Origin of the sequence: Rhizobium sp. Root1203 (assembly GCF_001424945.1) — a bacterium.
In the GTDB taxonomy this organism is placed as follows: domain Bacteria; phylum Pseudomonadota; class Alphaproteobacteria; order Rhizobiales; family Rhizobiaceae; genus Rhizobium.
The window spans coordinates 12,529-36,759 of the sequence record NZ_LMCW01000028.1 but is presented as its reverse complement, the minus strand read 5'-3'; the positions used below and the strand labels follow the sequence as shown (position 1 = coordinate 36,759).

Sequence of the window (24,231 nt, the reverse complement as noted above, 5' to 3'; positions counted from 1 at the left end):
CGTACGTCAGACGTTCACCCAGTCTTCCGCTTCCCATGATCTTTGGCGTAAATCTCTCCATTCCGCACAACGTCCAGCAGCCTGTCGGCGTCGGCGCCCGACAGGCTGGGTTCCGGAACCAACGGCAACGCTATCTCCCACATTGGAGGTTGGTAGGACGCGAATGCCCGGATTTCGTCTAGCCCACCGCCTCCAGTACCGCACGTAGCTCTTCCAGTCCGTGCGGTTTCGGCAACAACGCCGTTCTTGAGACGTCCTCTAGTTCGGGCCCACGATCCATACCTGTTGCGAAGACGATACCAATTCGTGGCCAGCGCCGGCGAACCTCGCGGCAGAACGCTTCACCGGACATGCCGGGCAGACCAAGATCTGTAACGAGGATGTCGACAGTGCCCTGTCCCAGCATCATCAAAGCATCCTCGGCAGAGGCCGCCTCGGTCACCTGACAATCGAGTTCGGCCAGCATGTCGGCGGTCGCCATCCGAATGAGATCGTTATCCTCGACCAGAAGGATCCTGCGCTTCGTAACCTGATCATCTACCGCAGACGCAGCAGCTCCCAAATCGGGAGCCGACGGCTCTGTGGCTTTGCCTTCCTCTCGGCTATTGAGGACATGCCGTATCTTTCTAGCGAGCTGCTCCCGGCTATAGGGCTTTGAGAGAAGTTGAACGCCCCGATCGAGGCGACCGCCATGGACGATGGAATTTTCGGTATAGCCGGAGGTGAATAGCACGCCAATGTCCGGTAGGCGCTCCTTTGCCTTCCTCGCAAGTTCCGAACTCTTCAATTGACCCGGCATCACAACGTCGGTGAACAGCATATCTATGTTCAGGCCGCTTTCGATAATCGACAATGCGGCGGTTGCGTCCGGCGCCTTCAAAACACGATATCCCAGTTCCTGAAGGAGCTCGACGACGGTAGCTCGCACGGCGTCGTCGTCTTCGGCAACGAGGATCGTCTCGCGCCCTCCCTCGACGGGCGCATCGTGCCGTTCGACCTCCACGTCCTCCTGTTGCAACGACCGCGGTAGATACATCTTCACCGTCGTGCCGTGGCCCAGTTCGCTATAAATTTTGACGTGCCCACCCGATTGCTTGAGGAAGCCATATACCATCGAAAGCCCCAGGCCCGTTCCCTTGCCCTCGGGCTTCGTCGAGAAGAACGGCTCGAAGACCTTCGCCATTAGCTCTTGCGACATGCCGCTGCCGGTATCGGTGACCGACAGGACCACGTACTGTCCCGTCTGGACGTCGTCGTGAAGGCTGGCGTAAGTGTCGTCGATATAGGCGTTGCCAACTTCGATCGTCAGCTTTCCGAAGCCCTCCATCGCATCGCGGGCATTGATAGCGAGATTAAGGAGCGCGTTTTCGACTTGCATCGGATCGACAAGCGAGTTCCATAGGCCCCCCGACGCTATCGTCTCGATTTCGACGCCCTCGCCGATCGTGCGCCTGAGCATCTCGTCCATGCCACGGATAAGGCGGCCGATGTTGACAACCTTGGGATCGAGCGCCTGTCGTCGGCCGAAAGCCAGGAGTTGCGACGCTAGCTTCGAACCACGGTTGACGCCAGCGAGGGCGTTTGCGATGCGACCTTCGGCCTTTTCGTTTCCGACGACGTCTTTCGACAGGAGCTGCAGGTTGCCTGCCACGACCTGCAGAAGGTTGTTGAAGTCGTGCGCAACGCCTCCGGTCAGATTGCCGATCGCTTCCATTTTCTGGGCCTGCTGCAATGCAAGCTCGGTCTGGCGAAGTGCTGCGGCAGCTTCCCGTTCTTCGGTGACATCCCGCCCTACCGCTTGAATGAGGTTTTCGCCGGGAACGGCCGTCCAGGAGATCGTTCGGTAGGACCCACCCTTGGTTTTAAAACGGTTCTCGAACGAGAAAGTGGTGATGCCCTCGGCGAGCTTACCCAACTCGTCCAGGGTAGCTTGGCGGTCGTCGGGATGGACTAGATCCATGAAGGATCGGCCGATCTGGTCTTCCTCCGTCCATCCGAGGATCGTTGTCCAGGCAGGATTGAGTGCTGTGATGGTAGCGTCGAACGAGGTTACAAGCATGACATCAGTGGAAAGTCGCCACATTCGGTCTCGATCAGCGGTGCGCTCGGCAACGCGTTGCTCAAGCGTTCGATTGAGGGCTTGAAGTTTCTCCCGTGCGGCACGGAGTTCCTCGACCTCTGTATTGGTGCCGATCCAGCGAAGGATAACACCATCGTCGTCCTTGATCGGAATGGCACGTACGATATGCCAGCGAAAGGCCCCGGACGCATGACGCAGTCTGAACTCTGTCTGATACGTTACTCCGGTACTAATCGCCTGCTTCCACGCCTCCGCTGTGGCCACGACGTCGTCGGGATGGACGATCGATACCCACGACGCGCCGTCGAGTTCCCCCGGCTTATGACCAGCATACTCGTATACGCGGTCATTGAACCAATCGAGCAGCCCATCGGGCGAAGCCGTCCACACGTGGTTGGGAATGGCTTGGGCAAGCGCCCGGAAGCGGGACTCGCTCTCGCGCAACTCGCGTTGCGCCTTGCGCCGCTCTGTCACGTCCTGGACGACACCGACGAACCGGAGCGGTTTGCCGTCGGCAGCGAACTCAAATTCTCCGCGTCGGGCTACGACGCGCTTCTGGCCGGTGTCGGAACGACGAATGCGGTATTCGACCGTCAGCGGCGAAGTCCCCGTTCTCCTAGTATCCGGGTTCGAAGCGATCTCCTGATCCTCGTCGAAGACGAGCCCCTGGATCTTGGAAATGGGGATGGCATCCGACAGCTCGAGGCCATAGATGCTGCAGAACTCAGGTGTCGGGCTCAATATGTTCGTCTGAAGGTCGAGCGAAAACACCCCCACCCCGCCAGCCTCCTGCGCACGGCGAAGTCTTGCCTCGGCGTCGGCAAGAGCCTGAACGGCCTTGTACTGATCGGTCTGGTCGCGGAGAACCTTTATCAAACCAATCGGCTTCCCCTCGCCGTCGCGCAACTGGCTGATCTCGCCACTGGCCCAGAAGGTCTCGCCCGACTTGCGCTGATGCCATCGATCATGATGGGCGCTGCCGGCCTTCAAGGCCGCATCCATAGCTTCGCGCGGCTTGCCGGCCGCTCTGTCTTGTGGCGTGAACAGCATCTCCCAATGCAGTCCCGACACTTCGTCCTGTGTCCAGCCGAATATTCGGTGCGCACCCTCGTTCCAGCGCAGGACCCTGCCCTCCAGGTCGAGAGCGATGATTGCATAATCCACCGCGCCGTCGATGATCTGTCGGCTCTGTTCTTCGCTTGCGGCAAGCGCTCGCTCGGCCTTTACCTTGGATGTCGTCTCGATCACGATCGCGATGACACCGCACGGCTTACCGTCTTCGTCGATGATCGGCGAGTAGTCTAGATTCATCCAGACGGGCTCGGGCGTTCCCGTGCGATTTAACGAGAGTTCCTGATCCGCGTATCGCAGCGTTCGGCCGGCCAACCCAACACGCATGACATTGTCATTGAAATCGGCGATTTCAGCCCAGCCTTCGCGAACTTTCGACCCCAACAGAGCGGGGTGACGTTCCCCAGCGAAGGCGGAATAGGCATCGTTGTAGATCATCACGCCGTCCTCACCCCAAAGCGTGACGATCGGAACGGGAGACTGCAGGATCAATGCCACGGTGGTGCGGAGGCTTTGGGGCCATGTGCCCGGGCAACCAAGCGATGTGCCGGACCAATCTCGAGCGGCGATAAGCCGCGCGAGTTCGCCGTCATGTGCAAGGAATTTAAAAGCGTCGTTTTCTAGGCTCATGAAGGCGTTATTAGACGAGATTCCAGATCAACGGAAGAGTGCCTACCGAGAGGCAGTGCCGAGGCCGAGGCGATCCCCGGCCCTTGTCAAGGTGAGAAGGTTTGTTCGACCGATCGGGCTGTTTGCGGCGTTTGAATCCGCCGGTGCTCGGCCTAGTCGATAAGGAATTAGGCGATAGCCCGTGCCAGGCAGCATCGGACAACCGATTTTCCGGCCCGCGTGGACGTAGGATGATCATTACGCGTTCGAGATGCGCGCCAACGGGCGGCGATAGATTACGGTTCTTGCGACACCGCCCATCGATGTTCAGAAGGTGCAAGACCATGCGCTCGCCGATCACGGCACTTTCCACCTTGCTGAGCTCGAAAGTCAATGCGGCTGCGATGTGCCGTTGCTCGGGCGGGGTCTGGCTAACATAGAACTGGCGCGTCTGGCTGTAGTGGTCGGCGAAGCTCTCCGGGCGGAGGCGAACCTTCTGCCCTTGTTCTTCGGCGCGGAAGTGGCGATAGCCTTGCACCGGAGACTCCCGCGGTCCTTCGCCATGCGAGTTTGGCTGATGCAACCTGCCATACGATGTCCAAGTACGACTCATGCGATCCAATCGGCTGCATCTATCGTCGAGGCAACCCATGGCAGAAAGCAATCGTTTCAAAAACTAGCGGTTGACCTCGAAAGCTCGGTCGGGTACATAACCACCATCGATCTTTTGCTTGCCGAACTTTGTCTACCGCGCGATTGGCACCACGCTCTATTCGAACTTCCTTTCAAAAATAGTCGTTATCACCCACCGTGAAGCCTCGCTTTCACGGTCCTCACTCTATGCTTTGAAAGGGTTCATCATGACCACAGGCACAGTAAAATGGTTCAATTCCACCAAGGGCTTCGGCTTCATTCAGCCTGACAATGGCGGCTCTGACGCCTTCGTTCACATCTCTGCCGTCGAACGCGCCGGAATGCGCGAACTGGTCGAAGGCCAGAAGATCGGTTTTGAGCTTGAGCGCGACAACAAGTCGGGCAAAATGTCGGCCTGCAACCTGCAGTCCGCTTGATTGGTGCTTTGCTTCCGCCTTGACCACGGATGTACTGGCACTGCCGGAAGCGTACTGAACGTCAAGGCCAGGCTCTCGCCTGGCCTTTTTGTTTTGGCTCGTGAACGAGCCTTTTAGGAAATCCATGACACAGACATACAGCAGGCCCCGCCAGCGGGCGGAGATTGCCTTCGGCGAAGTGCAAAAGCAGTTTTTCGCAAAAGACAGAGCAGTTGAAGAACTCGATTCCATCGTCCTTGCCAGGGAAGCGAAGACGCTACGGCTTCGCGAGGCGCGCCTTGCCAAGGAAGCTCAGGATCGAGCTTCGGCAACGGGCGCGCTCGTTGCGAAACACGCCTAGGCGAGCTGACCCCTTGCGAACGATCATCAGGATAAAAGTTTGAGGAACACACGCAGATACGATCTATCCGACCTACGCACCGCAGCAACGGATGCCAAATTAACTCTCCTGAACACCTACCAAGCGTCAAATGCTGCCGCCGAGCCTACGCGGTTGGCAAGGCAAGCCGCGCGGGTCGCCATGGAGGCACGGAAGTGAGGCGCCTTGAGCGCGAGCGGTTCCAGCTTGAGGAGGGGCAACGACTTGTACCAGAGGCCGCTAAACAGCAAGTTGCTGCGAACGCAGGTGTTCAGGGCGAAGAGGATACCCGCCTGGCAAAAGAGAACGCACTTATCGCCCGGATGGTTGACGATGAGGCGACACGAAAGGCCGAACGCGACAGGCTCTACGCCGATCGCAAGGCGAGACAGGCTTAACCGTCCATACACGCTTTTATACCCATGGCCCATGGATCCCGAGGCACCGCAGGAATGCCACTACATGTGAAGACTTGGTGGCGCGAGTAATCTCTTCCGCTTTGTCGGGCTGTCAGTTCCCCCATCGAAGGACTTCTTATGAAACAGGATAACGAGCTCCAAGCTATCAATACCGCGTGGCAGATCGCCATCCAGGAAATTTTGCGCATGGTCATCAGGGACATATACAAGACCGGCGGTGAGATTGCGTTCAACACACATATCAAGCGCATCGAAGAAGCAGCCGTCGACAGCATCTATACCGATCTTCGTCTGCGTGGCACAGACGAATGGACGGAAGTAGTTGTCAAGGAAAGGGCGAGCAACTTCGTCACGACGCTTTTGACTTCTTTTACCTATGATCGTGCCTAAGCTCCTGTGTCGGATTCGACGAAGGCACCAGCCGTTCGTTAGACGGCAAGCGTGGCGATTTCGCACTATGACCGCCCGCGTTACGCTCGTCAGCTTGTCTCAGAAGAGACGGGAGTTGGACCAGGGCTCCACAGTTCGGCTTGACGCCACGCCGAGGATCTGATCGCGCCCGTCTTTGTCGGGCACTATCTTCACTCCAAGTTGCCGAACAGCAAGAAACGACGACACTCGGAGAACTTGCCCGCAAGGTGCGTAGCGCTCTCGATGCTAAGTTTGGACAGATGTATTGTCCCCCTTCAGGCCTTCAGGCCGCCATCCTCTTCAGAGTTTCGGTAATTTTACGGGTATCATAGGGTTCGGAACGAACACGCCGCGGTCGGGTATCTCAGCGCTTGCCCGCCGCTTCATCGTGGGTGCTACGGGCTCCGGCTGCAAGCATGTGCTCGGCCGCGGCCGCCCCAAGCAGGATGCGAAACTTTGGATGCCGGTGGAACAAACGCTCAGCCGCAGGGTTTGCAACTATATCTTCCCTCTACGATCAACGCACGTCGACTTCGGTGTGATCCGCGATCCGAAAGAGAATTCCTCATGAACCGTTACCTTACGCAGTCCCTGTCGATTGCGGTTACATCGCTCGCACTCTTATCGGGCGGTATCGCTCTTGCCGACGAGGCCCCCTTCCTGAAGTCGCTTTCCGGTAACTGGAGCGGAAAGGGAACCGTGAAGGTTCGCGTCAATGCGCCGACCATCAATGTCAACTGTCGCTTCACGTCCGACACGACTGCTGTTTCGCTTTCTCTTGGCGGCAAATGCACGAGCCTTGCCATCTTCTCTCGCGCAATCTTTGCGGACCTGAAGGTGAGCGGTGGCAGATACACCGGTTCGTATGTTGGCGCGGGGACTGGCACCGCAGGACTTGGCGGACAGCGCGCCGGCGACACCATAAATCTCGGCATCACGTGGGCGAAAGAAGTGAACGGCGACAGGAAAGCACAGATGACGATTGAAAAAATTGGAGCCTCCGGCATGCGTCTCACGACGGTAGATATGGATCAGAAGACAGGCAAGCCCGTCATCACAAGCCGTATCGATCTACGCCGGATCTGAGGCATCAGTAGTCGCACAAGATGAGCCGGCCGGCGCATCACGCGATGACTCCTATCAAACACGGAGACAACGATGGCCGCGATGGAACAAGTTCAAGTTGACGATATCGAAAAACAGATGGCAAAGCTGCGCGTTGCCCTCCCGGTCTGGGGAGAGGAGGCGAACGATCTTGTTGAACTCGCCCACAACGCAGAGCGGGCGGCCATGCAGATGGATGAACGTACGCTTCAACGGATGCGACGACTGCTTCAGACCGCGGCAGGATGGCATGACACTCTCCTCTACTGGGAGCAACAGCAGGCCGCGCCCGCTCTCAGTGCCGACATCCGCGTGCTCCGAGGATCGCTCGACGCGATGCGTACCGAGGTGAACGCGGCGGCATCCCTCTTTCCCGGACAAGAGACTTGATGCCATAAGATGGCTTCACCACACGCAACAAATGGACGACGCTAGCATCAATCCAATGCCGATCAGCTTCGCGTGCATGACTCACGGCTCTCTGGCGTCGCAAGCCAAAGGAAAAGGTTCTGATGTACTCGGGTCAGGGATCCCAATTCACCAGCATGGACTTGGCATCGTTCTGAGACACCTCAAATCTGGTTCATTTTCGATGAGCCGGCCACGACAATGCTCTGGCTGAGAGCTTCTTCAACCTGTTGAAGCGACAGTGGACACGCCGAAGTTCTACCGCTCGAGAGACGATGCTAGGCAGGATGTGTTCCCGGGATTTCCTGGCGCCGCCTATCTGGCGCTCTGTGGGCGTCCCCCGATCGCTGGAAGATCACCACCGCCGGGGTCCGGACAATTCATTTTTCGACAATACTGGGCGCAAGACCCCATGGATGAGAATCATCCGGATGGCGACAGCTACGCGACGCTTCAGTTGCTAGGTGCGCTGCACCTCAACAGCGCGCACGCCTACGACGCCGCGGCCCTCGCCGGGCTTGGCTTGATTCAAGCCCCCACTGTTGGGGATTCGCCGATATTTTGAGAGTGGCGCGCTTGTGGATATCATGCCTGATTTTCGTCGCCGGGCGATCCCAGTACCCACCGTCGTAATACATCGGAACAATCTGCCGCGCCGAGTCCCGCGCATTCATGAAATGGATCGAAGATGTGCTGACGCCGATCGGGAACAGCGAGGTGAGTCATTTCGTGCGGCCCCCATCATCCTCTCGCTCCTCCGCAATTTACATTGCGATGCCGGCATTGCTGTGCTTCGACGCGCCGATTCCGCAATGCTCCTGCGCCGCTTGTATACCAAGAGTACGTCGAGCGTTCAGCGCATTCCGGTCAAGCCGAAACGTCCATTCGGAGAAATAGGTCAAACAACATTGCCCCAGGTACGATGAGGGGGGTCTCCGCTGATGGCGACTAAATTTCTTTTCGGAGAGCTCCTCGAAACTGGCCGAGTTGCAACGATGTCGCATCTTAGAATTAGCCGAAAATATCGCCGAATTTGACTTGTCTTGGCTGTCAAGCCGATCTAGGGTTGAATATCACCAACACGGTTTCAGGGAGTTTTCGATGGCTGATTTTTCCAACTCCCCAGTGGCTTCCGCTAATATCGCCGGAAGCCGGTAGCGTTTTCCCAACGCGACAGAGCCTGATGGACCGGTGCTAACCCTTCCGTCGAACGTTCCTCACCAAACCATTTCGCGCGGTTTTGCGCGGACACCCTTTTCCTGATGACGGAGCCGGCGAACGCCGGATACATCAATGGCTCTTGGTTTAAAATCCCGCCGCGGCGGTGCTTTTCGCAGCGTTTTCCGTTTTTGCTGGGCTCATTGGAAGCAACAGCCGGGCCGCGCCGCCTTCATGTTGTTCACAGCGATGCTGTCTACATTTGCGGATGTGCTGACGCCCTTGTATTCGGGCAGGCTGGTCGATGCCGTGGTGTCCGGGCAGGCCAGCGACGCCGTAACGTGGAACAATGCCTTCAACGCCTTCTGCTGGCTGATGGCATTGTCAGTAGGCGCCGTCATACTGCGGCATGCCACGTTCACCGCCATTATCGGATTCACGCTGAAGTCGATGTCGGCGATCGCGGCGAATTCCTTCTTCCATATTCAGCGATTTTCGAGCGATTGGCACGCCAACAGTTTTGGTGGCTCCACCGTTCGCAAGGTGACGCGCGGAATGTGGGCGCTCGACCTGCTCAATGACACCGTCTTCGTCGCGCTGTTTCCGTCGCTGGTGATGCTCATCGGCTCGACCATTCTGATGACGTGGTACTGGCCGATGATGGGATTGCTGGTTGGCGCCGGGTCCGTATTCTTTATCGCGTTCACGGCGACGATGGCTCTGCGCTATGTCGCGCCGATGGCCAGCATTGCCAATAGCTGGGATACGCGCCTTGGCGGCGCGCTAGCCGATGCGGTGACCTGCAACGCTGTGGTCAAGGCCTTCGGCGCTGAAGACCGGGAGGACAAGCGTCTCTCCTCGGTCACGCGCAAGTGGCAGGATCGCACAAGGCGCACCTGGACGCGGGGCACCCTGAACGGCACATCGCAGAATACGCTGCTCACCCTGTTGCGCGGCTGCGTCCTTGGCTTTGCCCTTTGGCTATGGGCCAACGGCAAGGCCAATGCGGGCGACATCACCTTCGTCCTGACTTCCTTTTTCATCCTTCAGGGCTATTTGCGTGAAATCGGCATGCATATCCGCAACCTGCAGCGCTCGGTCAACGACATGGAGGAGCTTGTCACCATCCATGCGCAGCCTTTGGGCGTGGAGGACGTTCCGGGCGCGCCAGCTCTCCAAGTGAAGGCCGGCCTGATCACGTTCGATCATGTCACCTTCCATTATGGCAATCACCATTCCCCACTCTACAAGGATTTCTCGGTCACCATTAAACCGGGTGAGCGAGTTGGTCTCGTCGGCCATTCCGGCTCCGGAAAGACGACCTTCGTGAAGCTGATTCAGCGCCTGCATGACATCAACCAAGGCACGGTCTCGATCGACGGGCAGGATATTTCCAAGGTGGCGCAGACCTCTCTTCGCCGCCAGATCGCCATCGTGCAGCAGGAACCCATCCTGTTTCACCGCTCGCTGGCGGAAAATATCGCCTATGCCAGGCCTACGGCCACGCCAGTGCAGATCAGGACGGCTGCGCGGCTCGCCAGCGCCCATGATTTCATAGAGGCCCTTCCACAGGGCTATGCGACGCTTGTCGGTGAGCGCGGCATCAAGCTTTCCGGCGGCGAACGGCAACGAATCGCCATTGCCCGCGCTTTCCTGGCCGATGCGCCGATCCTGATCCTCGATGAGGCGACCTCGAGCCTCGATTCGGAATCAGAAATGCTCATTCAGCAGGCGATGGAGAAGCTTATGGAGGGACGCACGACACTCGTCGTTGCTCACCGACTGTCGACTGTGCGCGCTCTGGACCGTTTGCTGGTCTTTGAGCACGGACATATCGCCGAGGAAGGCACCCATACCAGCCTCATTCGGCGTAAAGGCGGGATCTATCGCGGGCTGTTCGAGCGCCAGGCGCTGGAGCTGACAAGGGGAATTGCGCGCGAAGGGCTGGTCAGCTGAGAGGAGTTTATGAAAGAGGCCCCCGGCCCCCGGGACAAATCACACGCCAGAAAGCCGGAGCGCGTGCGTGGCCGTGGGGATGGCGGCGAGCAGCCGTTCTCGCGGCACACCATCCCGGGCCTGCATCGGCTTGACCGTAAGCCAACGACGGTAAGCACCGCAAAGGCGCGCAAATTCCGCGCGCTATCCCCAGCTTCCGTTCTGGTCTTCAACGATGCCCTGCAGAACACCAGAGCTGTTCCTCCGCGACAACTTCGAAGTCTGGGCCGATGATGGCCCGCCACGTTCGGTTTCCCAACCGGAGCGACAAGCGACTATTGCCGTCATCCGCGCCGGTCCCTTTCTCCACAACGCTGACCAGCGCTCCCCTCTTCAAATGGTTCCGCATGGCCTCTGGTGTCAGCCCGAATTTAGACGCAACCTGTTCGGCCTCGACGACAAAATTGCCGTCCGCGTCCCTTATGAATTTCACGTTTTCGCCTCCGTGATCCGAGTAACAACATCGCGGACGATGCGTCCTGTAAGTTAATGTGGCAGGGCGGGCGCCTGTTTCCAAGCTTCTACATCGTATTCCGATATTTTAATACGAGCAAATGGCCCAAGCCCTCGTCGCTGGATACCGCTGCCGCGATTTCGCAGATAGGGCCAATAATTTGCTGAAGTCGGGCTCTCCTCCACCCGGGGTGGTGTCGCAAAACATAGCAAGTCTTATCGACAAGGACTGTCCGCTGTTCGCCTTCATTATCCAGCACTACCACGCCGCAATCTCCGGAATAGTTCAAATGCGGTGAGAAATCTGACAGAAATTTCCGCGCTGCTGCGCACGACGCGGGTCAGCGTCTGTTCTGGGGGAAGGTAGAGCCCCTGGCATGTCTCATCTCTTGGCGGTCTCCAGAGGGGCTTCGATCTCGGATCACGACGCCAAGGATGTTATAGAGCAGGTGCGAACGGCCGTAGACCGGCGGCCGCAGTTTGCTGAAAAAGCGCGGCTATCCAAGTCCCGAACTGCTGAACTCGACAAATTCTTGAACGGGAATCGGCGGGCTCAGACACTTCGCGTACACTACCATCGGAATGACGATAGCATTTCCAGGCCAACACGAGCAGCAAAAACCGTAAATGATGACGATGCGGGTGGTTTCAGCCCAAAGCGTTGATTTCCATCTATGAGTTGGTGGCAGTTGCTTATATGAGGAGGGTCAACACGGAACTTTCGTCAGGGTGACATTTCACACTCCGTCTTTCATTGCGGCATCCATGGTCTGAGCCCGTTACGCGACGCGGCTCGTTGCCAAGCCAAATCCAACTTATATACGGTCGCTGTTCGAAACAGCGGCACCAACATCCCGCTTGCGGGCGGACAGGGCTCAGGAGGACGATACCATTCTACACGAGCGGCCTATTTCAGAGCCAAGCAACTGCTAGGTTCGTCCACCTGGATCCGCCAGGACTGATCGGTCCTGGAAGATTGCGAAATTCAGTTCGGGTAACCGATCAGACGGTCTTTATAATAGCGCCCTCAATAACAACGCCGGCATTGACGTATTTCCACAGCGCGACGAGCAGCTTGCGAGCGAGCGCGACGATCGTCGTTTTCTTGAGGCGACCGCCGTTCTGCTTGACCCGATCTCTAAACCACAGGGTGAGCGCCGCGTGTGGTTGATGACGCACCCACAGCCAGGCCATCTGGATCATCGTCGTTCGCAGCCTTGGATTGCCGGATTTCGAGACCCCCTGGTCGTGATCGACCGAGCCACTCTGCCAGGGTGTCGGCGCAAGGCCGGCATAGGCGGCGACTTGTCTTCGGTTGTCAAACTGCCGCGACAGTCCCTCCGACCAGAGCACGGCGGCAAATTCCGGCCCGATGCCTTTCAAGGTGAGTAGCATTGCCGGCGCTGGCGAGACGACTGTTGCGGCAGCTAGCATGGCGTCGCGGGCGGCCTCGATAGCTTTGATCTGCTCGAGCAGCAGTTCCAGCCGATCGAGTTCGCGGCCGATCTGCGCCTTCAAATGTCCCGGCAGCGGACGGCCATCGCCGGTCTTACACTCCTCCAGTCGTATGCGGCGATCGCGGCGCAGCGGTTCGTAGTCGGATATGCCCTGGCTGAACAGCAAGCCCTTGATGCGGTTGACGTGCCGTATCCGCTCGTTCGTCAAGGCCTGGCGCTCACGCGAAAGGCGGCGACGGTCCTCTTCTTCGGGGGTCGGCACCCGGACCATCGCACACACCCGCGGCTCGCCCCGCTGATAGGCTAGCAACGCGCGAACCAGCGCTTCGCCGTCGATCCTGTCGGTCTTGGCCCGCCGCCGCCGGCGCGAGATTGCAATCGAGGCCGGATCGACGACGTGGCTTTCGATCCCCTCGGCCTCCAACACACGCGATGGATCCAGAAGCCGTCGAGCCCAGCCTCCTGGACGACAACGATCGGAAAACATCGACCGGTTCGCATCCGCGCTTTGTTCTTGAGTTCGGCAAAACGCCCCAGCATGCCGGCGACGTCGCCAGCCGCCACCGCATGCTTAGACATCTTCTCCCCACCACCCGGCGACAGCGAGGTAACTAGCCATTTCGATTGGCTGAGTTCTAACGAGACGAAGATTGCGCCAAGATCAGTCCGGATAGCGGTCGGCGCTTCGGATCGGTGAGCTGCAACGGGCATGCTTGCCTCCAAGGTAGGGGTGTTTCTGGTTGAGCAACCTTACTTTGCCACAGCGATGCTCGCTGGCCACCCTTCTCATAGGATCTACCTAATTGCGTGATTTTCCCACGCGGCACGCATGCCGACGTTGCAAGCAGCAATAACGCGTGGAGCGGATCACGCCGTCCCTGGGGCATCCAACGTCTGCCTCTATCACTTTTCAGCGGGCGTCACGCTTGGCCTGTGCCATAGCACCGGCCTTTCTCTGCCGTCCCTTTTCCATCGGACGGATAAGGTTTTCGCGTTTCGTGCGCTCTATCGGCCGCATTCCGTTCGATGCGTGTCGCGAATTGTAAGTCGTGTCGCCTTCTGTTTCCGATAGCTCCTTCAAGGCGAGTGCGGCGCGCATGTTGGCGATCAACCGTGCCTTTCCACGCATCTTACGACGCCTCGCATGTTCGCTGTTCAGGCGACGCATACTCATAGCCAATATCTCAAGTTTCCTATTGGTCCCTGTGTCCTTGCTAACAGGTTCCAACCCTTTTGGAGCGGCTTTTCCACGAATCTCTCGACGTTGCCGATGGGCTTCCGCCCTTGATCTGTCGCGACGTTCACGGACTTGCTTTAAAAGCGTGAGAAGATCGTCATCGGCCACATCCTGCACATCTGGATGATGAGATTGCCGGACTAGATGCCACTCGTCCTCCGTCAACAGTCGTTCTTCCTGTTTCCGCGAAATTGCCATCACAAAACTCCTCCGGTAGTATTTCCAGATTGGCATGTGCTGATGTGCGTAAACCGCGTCACGCGTTCACAACTTTGCCGCCAAAGATCTCGAGACGCAAGTGAGCTCGGCAATTTCCCCCTAGTGCATCTCAACATCGCACGCGCTGTTCAAATGCCGAAATGGTCACACATCATCTCAACAAAATTCGGTTCGCGTAGCCATGGGCCCGTCCGAACACTTCATCTCGAGCTTGCCTCTTGTGGGACCGCCCAATTACGCATGCTTTGGGCCGCCAACCGACAACGTCGTGGCGGGATTGCGCCGCCAATACCGGACGTTCGAACTCTTTTCGTTGCCGCTGTAGTGGAGTATTTTTACTCTCAGACTGCCTAAACCTAGCGGTTGGAGGGTGCAGTGTTAGCGGACCACAGTCGCAAGTTTCTGTTCTTTCTTGCAGTTGCAATTTGTCAGATGCCTTTTGCGCCACAGCTAGGTGCGGTAGACGAGACCGTTAAAATCGACAGCGGAATGCTGAAGGGTGAGAGGTCAGGCACAGTCGTTACCTTCAGAGGCATACCGTATGCCGCACCACCTGTTGGCGATCTGAGATGGCGCAATCCCGGACCAGTGAAGAAATGGAGCGGTGTCAAGGATACGCGCAATTTCGGTCCATCATGCATGCAGACCGACGACTTGCTGAAGTCAGAGGATTGTTTGACTCTCAACGTCTGGACACCCGCCAAGCGTTTCAAGAGACCCCTACCGGTAATGGTCTGGATTTACGGCGGTGCTCTTGCCCATGGAAACACCGCTCAATACCCTGGTGGTCAGCTAGCCGCCCAGAGTGTTGTGTTCGTCAGCATGAACTACCGCATGGGACGGCTCGGTTACTTTGCCCATCCGTCGCTAATAAAGGAATCCCCTGACGAACCCGTCGGCAACTATGGATACATGGACCAGCTTGCAGCCTTGATATGGGTCCAGCAAAACATCAAAGCCTTCGGCGGTGATCCGACCAAAGTGACTATATTCGGAGAGTCAGCAGGTGGCGGCTCGGTGATGGCACACATGATATCGCCGTTGTCACGCGGGCTTTTCGGAGGAGCTATTCTACAGTCGCCGAGTGTCCCTAGTGCGCGTGCGGAGAGCACGCCTTTGTCAACGTTGGAAGAAGCAAAGAAAACCGCGTTAGACTATGCGGCTTCCCTTGGAATCAATGGTAGCGACGCCGACTCTCTCAAGAGCCTGCGGGAGCTGCCTGCTGAAAAGCTAATCGAGGGTGCATCGGCAGCAGAGGTGGTGGCGGGAATGTCGACAGGCAAACCCGTCATCGGCGTTTCAGGCCCCATCCTTGACGGGCGGTTTTTGCTCGAATCGCCGGAAGCGGCTTTCGCGGCAGGCCGTCAAGCGCCAGTTCCGGTTATCGTCGGGGCAAACAACCGCGATCTCGGTATCGGTCAAGCTGCAACGAAAGACGATCTCTTCCAGCTCTTCGGGAATCATGCAGCCGAAGCCCGCACCCTCTACGATCCGACCGGCCTTGAGACTCTCGATGACCTGGCGCAGCAGGTTCTCGCCGACAAAACGGTTATTGAACCATCTCGCCACCTCGCTGACGAGATGGCCCGCGTTGGTCAACCTACATGGTGGTACCGTTTCTCGTATGTTGCCGAGGCTCTGCGCAACGATCCGAAATGGAAAGGCACTCTGCGCGGCCTCGAAATTCCGTATACGCTCGACATTCCAAGCGCATTGGTGAAGGACAAGGTTACGCCTGCCGACTGGGCTATGGCCGCATTGGCGAGTGCTTACTGGGTCCAATTTGCAACGAGCGGTGACCCCAATGGAGGCTCACGGCCAAAATGGTCTCCCCACGACCCAGCCGTCGACAAGGTCACCGACTTCGCCGATCACGGCCTAACTGAAGGACCCGATCCGCTGAAGCCCAGGCTCGACCTCTGGCAAAGGTATTGGCAAGAAAAGAAATGAGGTCTTGGTAGTCGACGACAACCTTGATTTAGCCTACACCCTCGGCTTGATGCTGGAGGAGATCGGCCACGATCACCTTGTCCACGACGGCCGAGAGGCATTGACGGAAGCCGAGGCATTCCGCCCCGACGTCGTTCTTCTCGACATCGGCCTTCCCGGCATGGACGGATACGAAGTGTGCCGGGCGTTCCGCGACGCTGGCTTGGTTGACCTTCCGATCATTGCAAAGGACCCTTCGGCGACGCGCCGACCATGAGGTTATCTGCTATCCCGCAGCAGCGGCCCTCTACGCGATCAGTTTCAATAGCTCCAACTTAGACGCCGGCTTCGAAATGAACGAGACCCCCATTTCAAGGTCGCTATGGGAGAGAGCTACTAGGCCGGACGTGACGATCAATTTTGTCGAGGGCCAGCGAACTCTCACGGTTTTCACCAAGCCAAGACCATCCATAGAACCTGGCATGTCGATATCCGTGAAGAGCGTGTCGATATCATTGCGCTTCAGGAGGATCATAGCCTCGTCGGCATTTGCCGCCTCCAGGACTCGATGACCTGCCTGCTCAAGAAAGTCGACCGTGTCGTATCGGAGCTGATGTTCGTCTTCGACGATCAGGACATTTGAAGGCGAATGAGTTACAATCGGCTCCTCTCGCTTGCGATTCATGATCTCTAGGCCATCGGGGGACGCCTTAGTATCTTCAAGAAGGTGCCGTTCCATCACGGCCTGCTGCCAGTGGGCGTGGTCCTCTCCGAAGGGGCGGCCCGCCAGTTCCCATAGTGCATAGGCTCGTGCTGCGATCCACGCATTGACGTTGTCCGTCATCGTCCTTGTCCTCTGTCGTATTGCCGTACGCGGATGGAGCTCTTCCTCCCCCGCGGTTCCTGAACGCCGGAGGCCGATTCCGGTTCCTAATGAAGGAGATGAATTCATCATTGGTGCGGGATCAGACCATAGGGCCTCCCTGTGCACAACAGAAGGTCGCGAATTGCACGAAGTGGGGCCACCAACCCTCGACCAGGAACCGAGAGGCGGTCCGCGCATTTCGCGCTCATGAACACGCGCTCTAAGTTCCTGCGGATTTCTGAAATCGCCGTCGCATCGCCGGTCATCGGCTGGCCCTGGCCGGCGTCTTCGGGGCTGTCGTTCTGTGGTGCTGGCTTGGAGCGCTGCTTCGCTTTCCCTCGAGTGGCTTCTGTTGTCGACATGTTGGGCACGATGTCCGTGCTCTTCATCCTCCTGTTGATGCAGCATTCGCAGAACCGGTACATGAACGCGCTACAGGTCAAGGTCGACGAACTGATCCGGTCGACCGACGGCGCCAGCAACGATCTGATCGCGGTAGAGCGCCGAGAGTCCGACGAACTTGAGGCGATGACGCAGGATCGGAGAGAAGACGCCTGACCCACCACGCGGGGCCTCCGCCTTGTCGTCGGCGACGTCATCGACGCATTCGGCTTTTTCGGCCAGCGTCCGGCTCATCTCTCGAAGCTGGGCTTCATCCAGCTTTTCGATGCCGACAAACTTGTTCTGCGCCTGCGACGAAAGGATCAGTTCGTCCAACTTGGCCTGCAGAGCCTTCCCGTCACGGTTTTGCGAATTCTGCAGCACGAATACCATAAGGAAAGTGATGATCGTGGTGCTCGTGTTGATGACGAGCTGCCAGTTCTCCGAGTAGTCGAAGATCGGGCCGGAGATTGCCCAGACGAAGACGAGAGCGACCGCCAGGACGAAAGTTGCGGGCTTCCCGGACAAGTCTGCGATGGTGGTAGCGAATTTAGAGAAGTATTTCGAGGAGTGTTGTCGCTCATGGCTGCCATACTTGCGCTAGTGGATCGCCGAGGACGTCGGCGCGTTGACCTTCGTTGACCAGATGCCGACGTATGTTCCGATAAGGGCAGTCGCAATGTCGTCGACGCTTCGGTAACCCTCGTTGTAGAGGCTGATCGCCGCCGTACATAGAACCTGCGAGGACTGGTCGTTTGGTGGGACTTCATAAAACCGGTACCAGTGCTGCACGGCTTCAGACATTGTTCGGAAATCAGGCTCTTTCTTCATCGGCTCCTCCATTCGAAAAAAGCTAGAAAGAATGGTTTCTTCGGCAACGGCTGGGCGGCCGCGTGACGCGCCCTCAGCATCCTCTCAAGAACTCCTCTGTCGTCAGCACCTGCACCTGCACGGAAAACCGTTCTCCGAGGAGCCGGAGGGTCGCGTCGTGGGTCTCGTCGGCGCCGCTGCAGACGGCGTCGCTGAGCAGCTTCACCGCGTAACCGAGGTCGATCGCTCCAAGTACCGCCGCAAGGACACAGACGTCCGTTTCGCCGCCCGTGATGGCCAGTGTGCTGATCCCCTCGGCTTGCAGGATCCGATGCAGCCGTCCGTCGACCCACGGCGAGTAGGTCATCTTGTCGAAGGTCCGGGCGGGCGGGACGAACCGTGCAAGGTCCGGCACTACTTCCACGAGCCGATGATCCATCTTCCCGAGCGTCAAGGACTCCCATTTTCGGTAGTAGTCCTTCCACATGCCCGTCGCCCCGGCAGGAGCGGTAGGTGGCACGAAACGCGTGAGGACCGTCTTTTCCGGGTAGCGGCCCGCTACCTCCAAGACAGCAGGGGTTACGCTGGCCATCCACGGCACATGCCACGGCGTGTCTTCCGCGAACATCGACTGCATGTCGATGCATAAATGAATCCAGCTTGCAGGCATGGGAAGTCAGGCCGTTGAACCAACCGAAGGGGGCGAGTTGCTGAAGGATGAGGCGACAGGGAGATCAGGCTTCGTCTCCACGGCGCCGCCCCCCTGCTCTTCACTTTCATCGCTGGAATGGCTCCAATCGTCCAGCGAAGGATCGCGATCCTCCGCGAAGGTTGTGATCTGGACCATAACGGCCTTGGCGCGACTGATCGCGGCGTCCCGCTCCACGTCGCCCCCCGCCATCCGGACGGAAACGAGCTCGCCGCCCTCGCCCTGGAATTCGACCGTGATCATGCCGTCCGTGTTGCCGACGAGTGTATCTGTGAGCTGCATCGAAGCCTCCTTTTGCATGCGCAGTAAAGCTCCAAATCGTCCTTAAGTTCCCTGCGAAAGCCGACTGGATCTTGAACCGTCGCCGGCACTGAGCATCGTTGAAGGCGGACCGACGCGTTTCGAGGAACGTAACTCGGGATACTCGTCACCGACGGAGTCGACGCTAAACTGCTAAAGGGCTTGACCGCCGAGATCACCAAAGAAAAGTCGGTCTTCCGACCCTCAAGCAAAGAACGGGAGCGGGCTATGGAATGGCAAGTCAGACGACAGTCGGTCCATTCGGACCATTCGGACGTGGTGGCGGGTTCAGCCTTCCCCTTGGACGTTGCGGCGGCGGACTCAGTATCGGCACTGTCATTTTCCTCGTCGTGATCTACCTGATCTTCAAGGCGATGGGCGTCGAACCCATGCAGATCATGGAGGGCGGGAACATGGACGACCCCGGTTACGAGCAGAGCCAGCGGCAGAACCCAGATGGAAGCCACACTTCCTCGACCGACCAGACGACGGCATTCGTGAAGACTGTCCTTGTCGAGAGGGAGGATACCTGGCAGCAGATCTTCCAGTCGCAGAGCCAATCCTACGAGGATCCGACGCTCGTTCTATTCCGTGGCCAGACGAGATCCGCGTGCGGCTCGGCCCCGTCGGCATCCGATCCGTTTTATTGCCCAGAGGATCACAAGGTCTATCTCGACACCGCGTTTTGCGATGACCTTAACAATCGCTTCGGAGCAAGCGGCGACTTCGCCGAGGGATACGTGGTCGCCCGCGAGGTCGGACAGAAACAACTCGGTATTCTTCCGAAATTCAACGAAGCACGACAGAGCATGAGCGAGGCGGCGCACGCCAACAAGATGTCGATCTGCGTCGAGCTGCAGGCGGACTGCTTTGCCGATATCTGGGGAAAGTACATCCAGCAGAAGGGTATTCTCGACGCCGGCGATCTGGGAGAAGCGTTGAACGCTGCGCAACAGATTGGCGACGATACGCTTCAAAATCGGACCCAAGGCTACGTTGTTCCCGACAGCTTCTATCATGGAACTTCCGCTCAGCGCGTGAAACGGTTCAAGCAAGGATGCGATAGCGGGCAGCTCTCGTCATGCGACACGTTTTCGGGAACCGTCTAATGGCAAACGGTACGAAGAGCCGGAAACTACCCTCGCGGCCCGCACTCCCTGAAGGCGTCGAGGATCACGGCGCCTTCCAACGGAGATTCTGGGCTGTGCAACGGGTAGCGTGGGCCGTCTTCGCGTTAATCCTCCTCGCCTGCCTGCTAGGCCTGCTCGGGCGCGGCGGAACGTTCGCGATGAGGACCTTCAAATCCTCAGGGGGAACCATTGAGATGCCGGCAATTTCACGCTGGAACGCCCCTGACGAGATTCGGGTGAGCCTTCCTGTCAGCGACGCGGACCAGACAGTTTTCGTTGATCCGCGTTTTCTTGAAGCCTTCTCGATCGATGGCGTAGACCCGCCTCAGAAGGCCACCGTTCGGAAGGATGGCCGCATTGGATACGTGTTCGGTTCGGACCCGTCCACTCCGGCGAAAATTGTATTCCACCTCCAAACTCAGCAGCCCGGTCTTCGTTACTTCCTCCTCGGCATCGAAGACGACATCGCCGAGCACTCGACATTCATCCTGCCCTAGGAGACATCATGGACACCGTCGTTCGCGGGCTCGCAATCTACTTCGTGCTTCTGATCATCATCCGGCTTTCGGGTCGACGGACCCTCGCGCAGATGACCCCTTTCGATCTGGTGATCGTGCTCGTTATTTCAGAGACGACGCAGCAGGCGATGCTCGGTGACGACTTTTCAATCACGAACGCCATTCTTCTCATCCTGACGCTGTTCACGACGGACATCGGGCTGTCACATCTTAAGCGATGGTGGCCGCGCGCTGGCCATGTGATGGACGGCGTGCCGACCATCCTGGTCGTCGATGGCGTCTACGACAGCGATGCCATGCGGGGATGCCGGTTGGATCGGGAGGACGTCATGGAGGCAGCCCGCACTCAGGAAGGCATAGAGTCGGTCAAACAAATCAAGTTCGCGATCCTCGAGGTCAGCGGTGCGCTCAGCATCATCAAGAAGACCTGAGCTACGAATCCCGATATCGTTTCTCCCCAAGTCGCCTCTCCTATCTGTTCAAGAAGCTCGCGATTGCTGTCGCAAGATCGACTGGATTCTCCTCTGCCACGTGATGTCCGCTCTCGATGCCATAGCCGCTGACGTCGGTCGCCCACCTTCGCCAGATATCAACAGGATCGCCATAAATCTTTTGGAGGTCGTCCTTTAGCGACCAGAGGCAGAGCAGCGGACAACGCACCTTCCTGCCCGCATCGCGATCCGCCTTGTCATGAAGGTGGTCGATGCGGATCCCCGCGCGGTAATCCTCGATCATGCCGTGAACGGTCGCAGGGCGATGAATGGCTTCAAGGATATCGGCATAGGCTTCGTCGCCCATCAGCCTGGGCGAGAGCGTGTCGTACCACCCTTCCGGGTCGGCCGAGATCACACGTTCGGGTTTGTCCGGCTGGGCGAAGAAGAACCAATGGTACCAGTCTCGTGCGAATTTCCAATCGGCCCGCTCCAGATGTTCTAGGACTGGCAGGCCATCGACGAGGATTAGTTTCTGCACCGACTGCGGATAGTTCATTGCCATACGGAAAGCGGTCAGGCTCCCGCGGTCGTGTCCGACGAGGAAGAACTCGTCATGACCCAATCGTTTCATCAGTTCCACCAGGGCCGCCGCCTTCGCCTGTTTCGACGAGTGGCGACTGTCGGGAGAGTCGTTCGGCACGTAGGATAGTCCGAATCCCGGGAGGTCCGGACAGACGACGGTGAACGAGGGGGCGAGTAGGTCGGCCACCTTGCCCCAGGTCATATGCGTGCGCGGGTGGCCGTGTAGCAGGAGAACAGGCGGACCTTTACCTCCGACCCGCAGCCGAATGCGACCCGCAATCGACATGTATGGTTCGGAGTTCGAAGCCCTGGAACGCCATCTCATTCTCCTTGTTGACCTCGTGGACGGCTCCAACTCGTCATCCACGTGTGGAGCGAGGGTTGAGCCGTTCGGACGAATGACGGCCTTCCACGAGCGATCAAGGTTGGCCGCTGCCACCAGCCGCGCTATAGACCTGAGCACGGCCTCGGGGTGTTAGTGTCTGTGCCATCGGACTTCTACGGTGAATGTTTGTCCGCAGTAGAAACTCACAATGATTCCAGTAGTTCCCGGGAGATGGTGTATGTCGATGATGGTGCGGTTGAAGCGGCTGGGCGTAAGCTGTTCATGGCTAACGAGAGAGCAGATCCTGGCCGCCTTCCACTAGCGCCGGGCGCAGTTCAACCAGCAGAGATAGCGGAATCAATTTCTGAGGGAGATTCCGTAAAGTATTGAAAAATGATTCGTTTTGAGTCGGAACGAATCATCCTGACACGTCTTTGAGTCGCGTATTAGTGATTCGGAGTATGCCTCATGGTCTCAGGACAGCGCGCGCAGTGGAAGGGCTTCATAAAATTCGGGGAGGTTTCCTTCGGGGTGGCGCTGTACACCGCTGCGTCCACCTCTGACAGGATCACCTTCAACACCATCAATAAGGCCACGGGCAACCGCGTAAACCGTGTCTTCATCGACAGCGAGACCGAAGAGCGCGTGGAGAAAGAGGCCCAGACCAAGGGCTTCGAGATCGAGAACGGCCAGTACATTATCATCGATCCGGAGGAGGTCTCCGCGGCGATCCCGGACAGCAACAAGACGCTAGAGATCGAGGCGTTCATTCCCTGCTCGGATGTGGATGATGTTTACTTCGACAAGCCATATTACCTCACACCGGACAAGATGGGCGGAGACGCGTTCGCGGCCCTCCGTGACGGCATGAAGGAATCGGAGGTTGCGGCCATCGCCCGCACTGTCCTCTTCAGGAGGATGCGCACGGTGCTGATCCGTCCGCACGGCAAGGGTCTGATCGCCACCACCCTGAACTACGACTACGAGGTCAGGTCGAGCGCGAAGGCGTTCGAGGAGATGCCCAAGCTCAAGATCGAAGGTGAGATGCTCGATCTCGCCAAGCACATCATATCGACGAAGAAGGGCGAGTTCGATCCAGCGACGTTCGATGACCGCTACGAGGCCGCGCTCGCCGATTTGGTGAAGGCCAAGATTGAGGGCAAGGCGCTTCCGAAGCCAAAGAAGGTCGAGGTGTCGAAGCCCAACGATCTGCTGGCGGCGCTCCGCGAGAGTGCTGGCATGTTGAAGGCCGCAGCCGACAAACCGAAGCGCACTGCCGCCAACGCCAATACTGGCACCGGGCGAGAGCGCGCCGTGCGCGGGGCCGGGAAGTCTCCTGCTTCAAAGGCTGCCTCGCAGCGCAAAGCTAGCTGAGGAGAATAGACCATGGCGCCGAAGTACTATTGGAAAGGCTACCTCAAGCTTTCTCTGGTCACCTGCCCTGTGGCGATGACCCCCGCGACATCCGAGAGCGAGAAGGTTCGCTTCCATACGCTCAACAAGGAGACGGGCAACCGCGTCGTCTCCCAGTACATCGACTCCGTCACGGGCAAGCCCGTCAGGGATGAGAACGAGGCGAAGGGATATGCCCGCGGCGAGAACGACTACGTGATCCTAACGGACGACGATCTGGATGCGGTAGCGCTCGATACGGTGAAGACGATCGACATTGACAAGTTCGTCCCAGCCGACAGCATCGAGTGGATCTACCTCGAGAAGCCGCACTACCTGATGCCTGACAACGCCGTAGGCAACGAGGCGTTCGCCGTCATCCGCGACGCAATGAAAGCCGACAGGGTATTTGGCGTATCGAAGCTGGTCATGGGTCGGCGGGAGCGTGCTGTCGTCCTGGAACCCCGCGGCGAAGGCATCGTACTCTGGACGCTGCGCTTTGGCGACGAGGTACGACCGGAGGAGAACTACTTCGAAGACATCGACGAGCAGGCGGATCCGGATCTCGTCCCCCTTGTGCAGCAGCTCATCAAGAAGAAGTCGGCACGGTGGTCGGCGACCATGGTCAGCGATCCGATCCAGGTGAGCCTGCTCAAGATCATCGCTGAGAAGAAGAAGGCGCTGAAGCCGAAGAAGGCGGCGAAGGGGAAGGCCGCCGAAGTCGCTCCGAGGTCCAATGTTGTCAACATCATGGACGCGCTCCGTAGGAGCGTCGAGGCAGATCTCAAAGGTAGGAAGGCCGGGTAG

Annotated in this window: 23 protein-coding genes and 5 pseudogenes; 17 read left to right on the top strand and 11 right to left on the bottom strand. The window is 58.3% G+C overall.

What is annotated here, in order from left to right:
* Positions 1–178 precede the first annotated feature (178 nt).
* Positions 179–3,781, bottom strand: a complete 3,603-nt coding sequence (locus ASC97_RS23205) for a hybrid sensor histidine kinase/response regulator (protein WP_057470704.1) — start codon at positions 3,779–3,781, stop codon at positions 179–181.
* Positions 3,782–4,079: 298 nt separating this feature from the next.
* Positions 4,080–4,340 (bottom strand): annotated as a pseudogene (locus ASC97_RS33360) (catalase-related domain-containing protein); the annotation flags it as partial.
* Between the two features lie 280 nt (positions 4,341–4,620).
* On the opposite strand from ASC97_RS33360, the gene ASC97_RS23195 reads away from it, so the two are divergent.
* The 9 genes and pseudogenes from ASC97_RS23195 (at position 4,621) to ASC97_RS23160 (ending at position 10,644) form a co-directional block, all read left to right on the top strand.
* Positions 4,621–4,830, top strand: a complete 210-nt coding sequence (locus ASC97_RS23195; protein WP_057470751.1) for a cold-shock protein — start codon at positions 4,621–4,623, stop codon at positions 4,828–4,830.
* Positions 4,831–4,954: 124 nt separating this feature from the next.
* Positions 4,955–5,170, top strand: coding sequence for a hypothetical protein (locus ASC97_RS23190; protein WP_057470702.1), 216 nt, complete (start codon positions 4,955–4,957; stop codon positions 5,168–5,170).
* 194 nt (positions 5,171–5,364) lie between these two features.
* Positions 5,365–5,586 carry a hypothetical protein gene (locus ASC97_RS36065; RefSeq protein ID WP_338012537.1) on the top strand — a complete coding sequence of 74 codons (222 nt, stop codon included), beginning with the start codon at positions 5,365–5,367 and terminating at the stop codon, positions 5,584–5,586.
* A 138-nt stretch (positions 5,587–5,724) separates the two neighbouring features.
* Complete coding sequence (locus ASC97_RS23180) at positions 5,725–5,997, top strand: hypothetical protein (protein ID WP_057470701.1); 273 nt, start codon at positions 5,725–5,727, stop codon at positions 5,995–5,997.
* 588 nt (positions 5,998–6,585) lie between these two features.
* Positions 6,586–7,104, top strand: a complete 519-nt coding sequence (locus ASC97_RS23175; RefSeq protein WP_057470700.1) for a hypothetical protein — start codon at positions 6,586–6,588, stop codon at positions 7,102–7,104.
* 72 nt (positions 7,105–7,176) lie between these two features.
* Positions 7,177–7,512: a hypothetical protein gene (locus ASC97_RS23170; protein WP_057470699.1), complete on the top strand. Its 336-nt coding sequence runs from the start codon at positions 7,177–7,179 to the stop codon at positions 7,510–7,512.
* Between the two features lie 80 nt (positions 7,513–7,592).
* A pseudogene (locus ASC97_RS35580) lies at positions 7,593–7,825 on the top strand (IS3 family transposase); the annotation flags it as partial.
* 117 nt (positions 7,826–7,942) lie between these two features.
* On the top strand, positions 7,943–8,095 hold the full coding sequence (locus tag ASC97_RS35575) for a hypothetical protein (protein WP_244481555.1): 153 nt from the start codon (positions 7,943–7,945) through the stop codon (positions 8,093–8,095).
* Positions 8,096–8,823: 728 nt separating this feature from the next.
* Positions 8,824–10,644 (top strand): ABC transporter ATP-binding protein, encoded by a 1,821-nt coding sequence (locus ASC97_RS23160; protein ID WP_057470698.1) that lies wholly within the window; start codon positions 8,824–8,826, stop codon positions 10,642–10,644.
* 208 nt (positions 10,645–10,852) lie between these two features.
* Here the strand turns inward: ASC97_RS23160 and ASC97_RS35570 are convergent, their stop codons facing one another.
* From ASC97_RS35570 to ASC97_RS23145, 3 genes and pseudogenes are all read right to left on the bottom strand, one after another.
* Positions 10,853–11,116 (bottom strand): DUF6522 family protein, encoded by a 264-nt coding sequence (locus ASC97_RS35570; RefSeq protein ID WP_057470697.1) that lies wholly within the window; start codon positions 11,114–11,116, stop codon positions 10,853–10,855.
* Between the two features lie 1,022 nt (positions 11,117–12,138).
* Positions 12,139–13,304, bottom strand: a pseudogene (locus ASC97_RS23150) (IS110 family transposase).
* A gap of 199 nt (positions 13,305–13,503) precedes the next feature.
* On the bottom strand, positions 13,504–14,028 hold the full coding sequence (locus tag ASC97_RS23145; protein ID WP_057470696.1) for a hypothetical protein: 525 nt from the start codon (positions 14,026–14,028) through the stop codon (positions 13,504–13,506).
* Positions 14,029–14,424: 396 nt separating this feature from the next.
* Between ASC97_RS23145 and ASC97_RS23140 the strand changes: the two genes are divergently transcribed.
* Both ASC97_RS23140 and ASC97_RS23135 read left to right on the top strand, forming a co-directional pair.
* A complete protein-coding gene (locus ASC97_RS23140) occupies positions 14,425–15,999 on the top strand; it encodes a carboxylesterase/lipase family protein (protein ID WP_156390435.1) in 1,575 nt (524 codons plus the stop codon).
* Between the two features lie 4 nt (positions 16,000–16,003).
* A complete protein-coding gene (locus ASC97_RS23135) occupies positions 16,004–16,255 on the top strand; it encodes a response regulator (protein WP_057470695.1) in 252 nt (83 codons plus the stop codon).
* A 30-nt stretch (positions 16,256–16,285) separates the two neighbouring features.
* On the opposite strand, the gene ASC97_RS23130 is transcribed toward ASC97_RS23135, so the two are convergent.
* Positions 16,286–16,822 (bottom strand): response regulator, encoded by a 537-nt coding sequence (locus ASC97_RS23130; RefSeq protein WP_057470694.1) that lies wholly within the window; start codon positions 16,820–16,822, stop codon positions 16,286–16,288.
* Between the two features lie 228 nt (positions 16,823–17,050).
* On the opposite strand from ASC97_RS23130, the gene ASC97_RS36060 reads away from it, so the two are divergent.
* Positions 17,051–17,401, top strand: a complete 351-nt coding sequence (locus tag ASC97_RS36060; RefSeq protein ID WP_338012536.1) for a low affinity iron permease family protein — start codon at positions 17,051–17,053, stop codon at positions 17,399–17,401.
* Positions 17,402–17,413: 12 nt separating this feature from the next.
* On the opposite strand, the pseudogene ASC97_RS23120 reads toward ASC97_RS36060, so the two are convergent.
* The 4 genes and pseudogenes from ASC97_RS23120 to ASC97_RS23105 form a co-directional block, all read right to left on the bottom strand.
* Positions 17,414–17,761: pseudogene (locus ASC97_RS23120) on the bottom strand (low affinity iron permease family protein); the annotation flags it as partial.
* 63 nt (positions 17,762–17,824) lie between these two features.
* Complete coding sequence (locus ASC97_RS23115) at positions 17,825–18,055, bottom strand: hypothetical protein (protein ID WP_057470692.1); 231 nt, start codon at positions 18,053–18,055, stop codon at positions 17,825–17,827.
* 73 nt (positions 18,056–18,128) lie between these two features.
* On the bottom strand, positions 18,129–18,704 hold the full coding sequence (locus ASC97_RS23110; RefSeq protein ID WP_057470691.1) for a cysteine hydrolase family protein: 576 nt from the start codon (positions 18,702–18,704) through the stop codon (positions 18,129–18,131).
* A gap of 6 nt (positions 18,705–18,710) precedes the next feature.
* On the bottom strand, positions 18,711–19,025 hold the full coding sequence (locus ASC97_RS23105) for a hypothetical protein (RefSeq protein WP_156390434.1): 315 nt from the start codon (positions 19,023–19,025) through the stop codon (positions 18,711–18,713).
* A 251-nt stretch (positions 19,026–19,276) separates the two neighbouring features.
* On the opposite strand from ASC97_RS23105, the gene ypfJ reads away from it, so the two are divergent.
* From ypfJ to ASC97_RS23090, 3 genes are read left to right on the top strand one after another with little or no spacing between them, the layout of a single operon-like run.
* The gene (gene ypfJ, locus ASC97_RS23100) at positions 19,277–20,152 is read left to right on the top strand and encodes a KPN_02809 family neutral zinc metallopeptidase (protein WP_156390433.1); all 876 of its coding nucleotides are present in this window, start codon (positions 19,277–19,279) and stop codon (positions 20,150–20,152) included.
* Positions 20,152–20,670, top strand: a complete 519-nt coding sequence (locus tag ASC97_RS34935) for a hypothetical protein (RefSeq protein WP_057470689.1) — start codon at positions 20,152–20,154, stop codon at positions 20,668–20,670. The genes ypfJ and ASC97_RS34935 overlap by 1 nt, the downstream gene beginning before the upstream one ends.
* A gap of 8 nt (positions 20,671–20,678) precedes the next feature.
* A complete protein-coding gene (locus ASC97_RS23090; RefSeq protein WP_057470688.1) occupies positions 20,679–21,122 on the top strand; it encodes a DUF421 domain-containing protein in 444 nt (147 codons plus the stop codon).
* Between the two features lie 40 nt (positions 21,123–21,162).
* Here ASC97_RS23090 and ASC97_RS23085 read toward each other — a convergent pair.
* Positions 21,163–22,027 (bottom strand): annotated as a pseudogene (locus ASC97_RS23085) (alpha/beta fold hydrolase).
* A 473-nt stretch (positions 22,028–22,500) separates the two neighbouring features.
* Here ASC97_RS23085 and ku (ASC97_RS23080) point away from each other — a divergent pair.
* Positions 22,501–23,406: a non-homologous end joining protein Ku gene (gene ku / locus ASC97_RS23080; protein ID WP_057470687.1), complete on the top strand. Its 906-nt coding sequence runs from the start codon at positions 22,501–22,503 to the stop codon at positions 23,404–23,406.
* Between the two features lie 12 nt (positions 23,407–23,418).
* Positions 23,419–24,231, top strand: coding sequence for a non-homologous end joining protein Ku (ku, locus tag ASC97_RS23075; protein ID WP_057470686.1), 813 nt, complete (start codon positions 23,419–23,421; stop codon positions 24,229–24,231).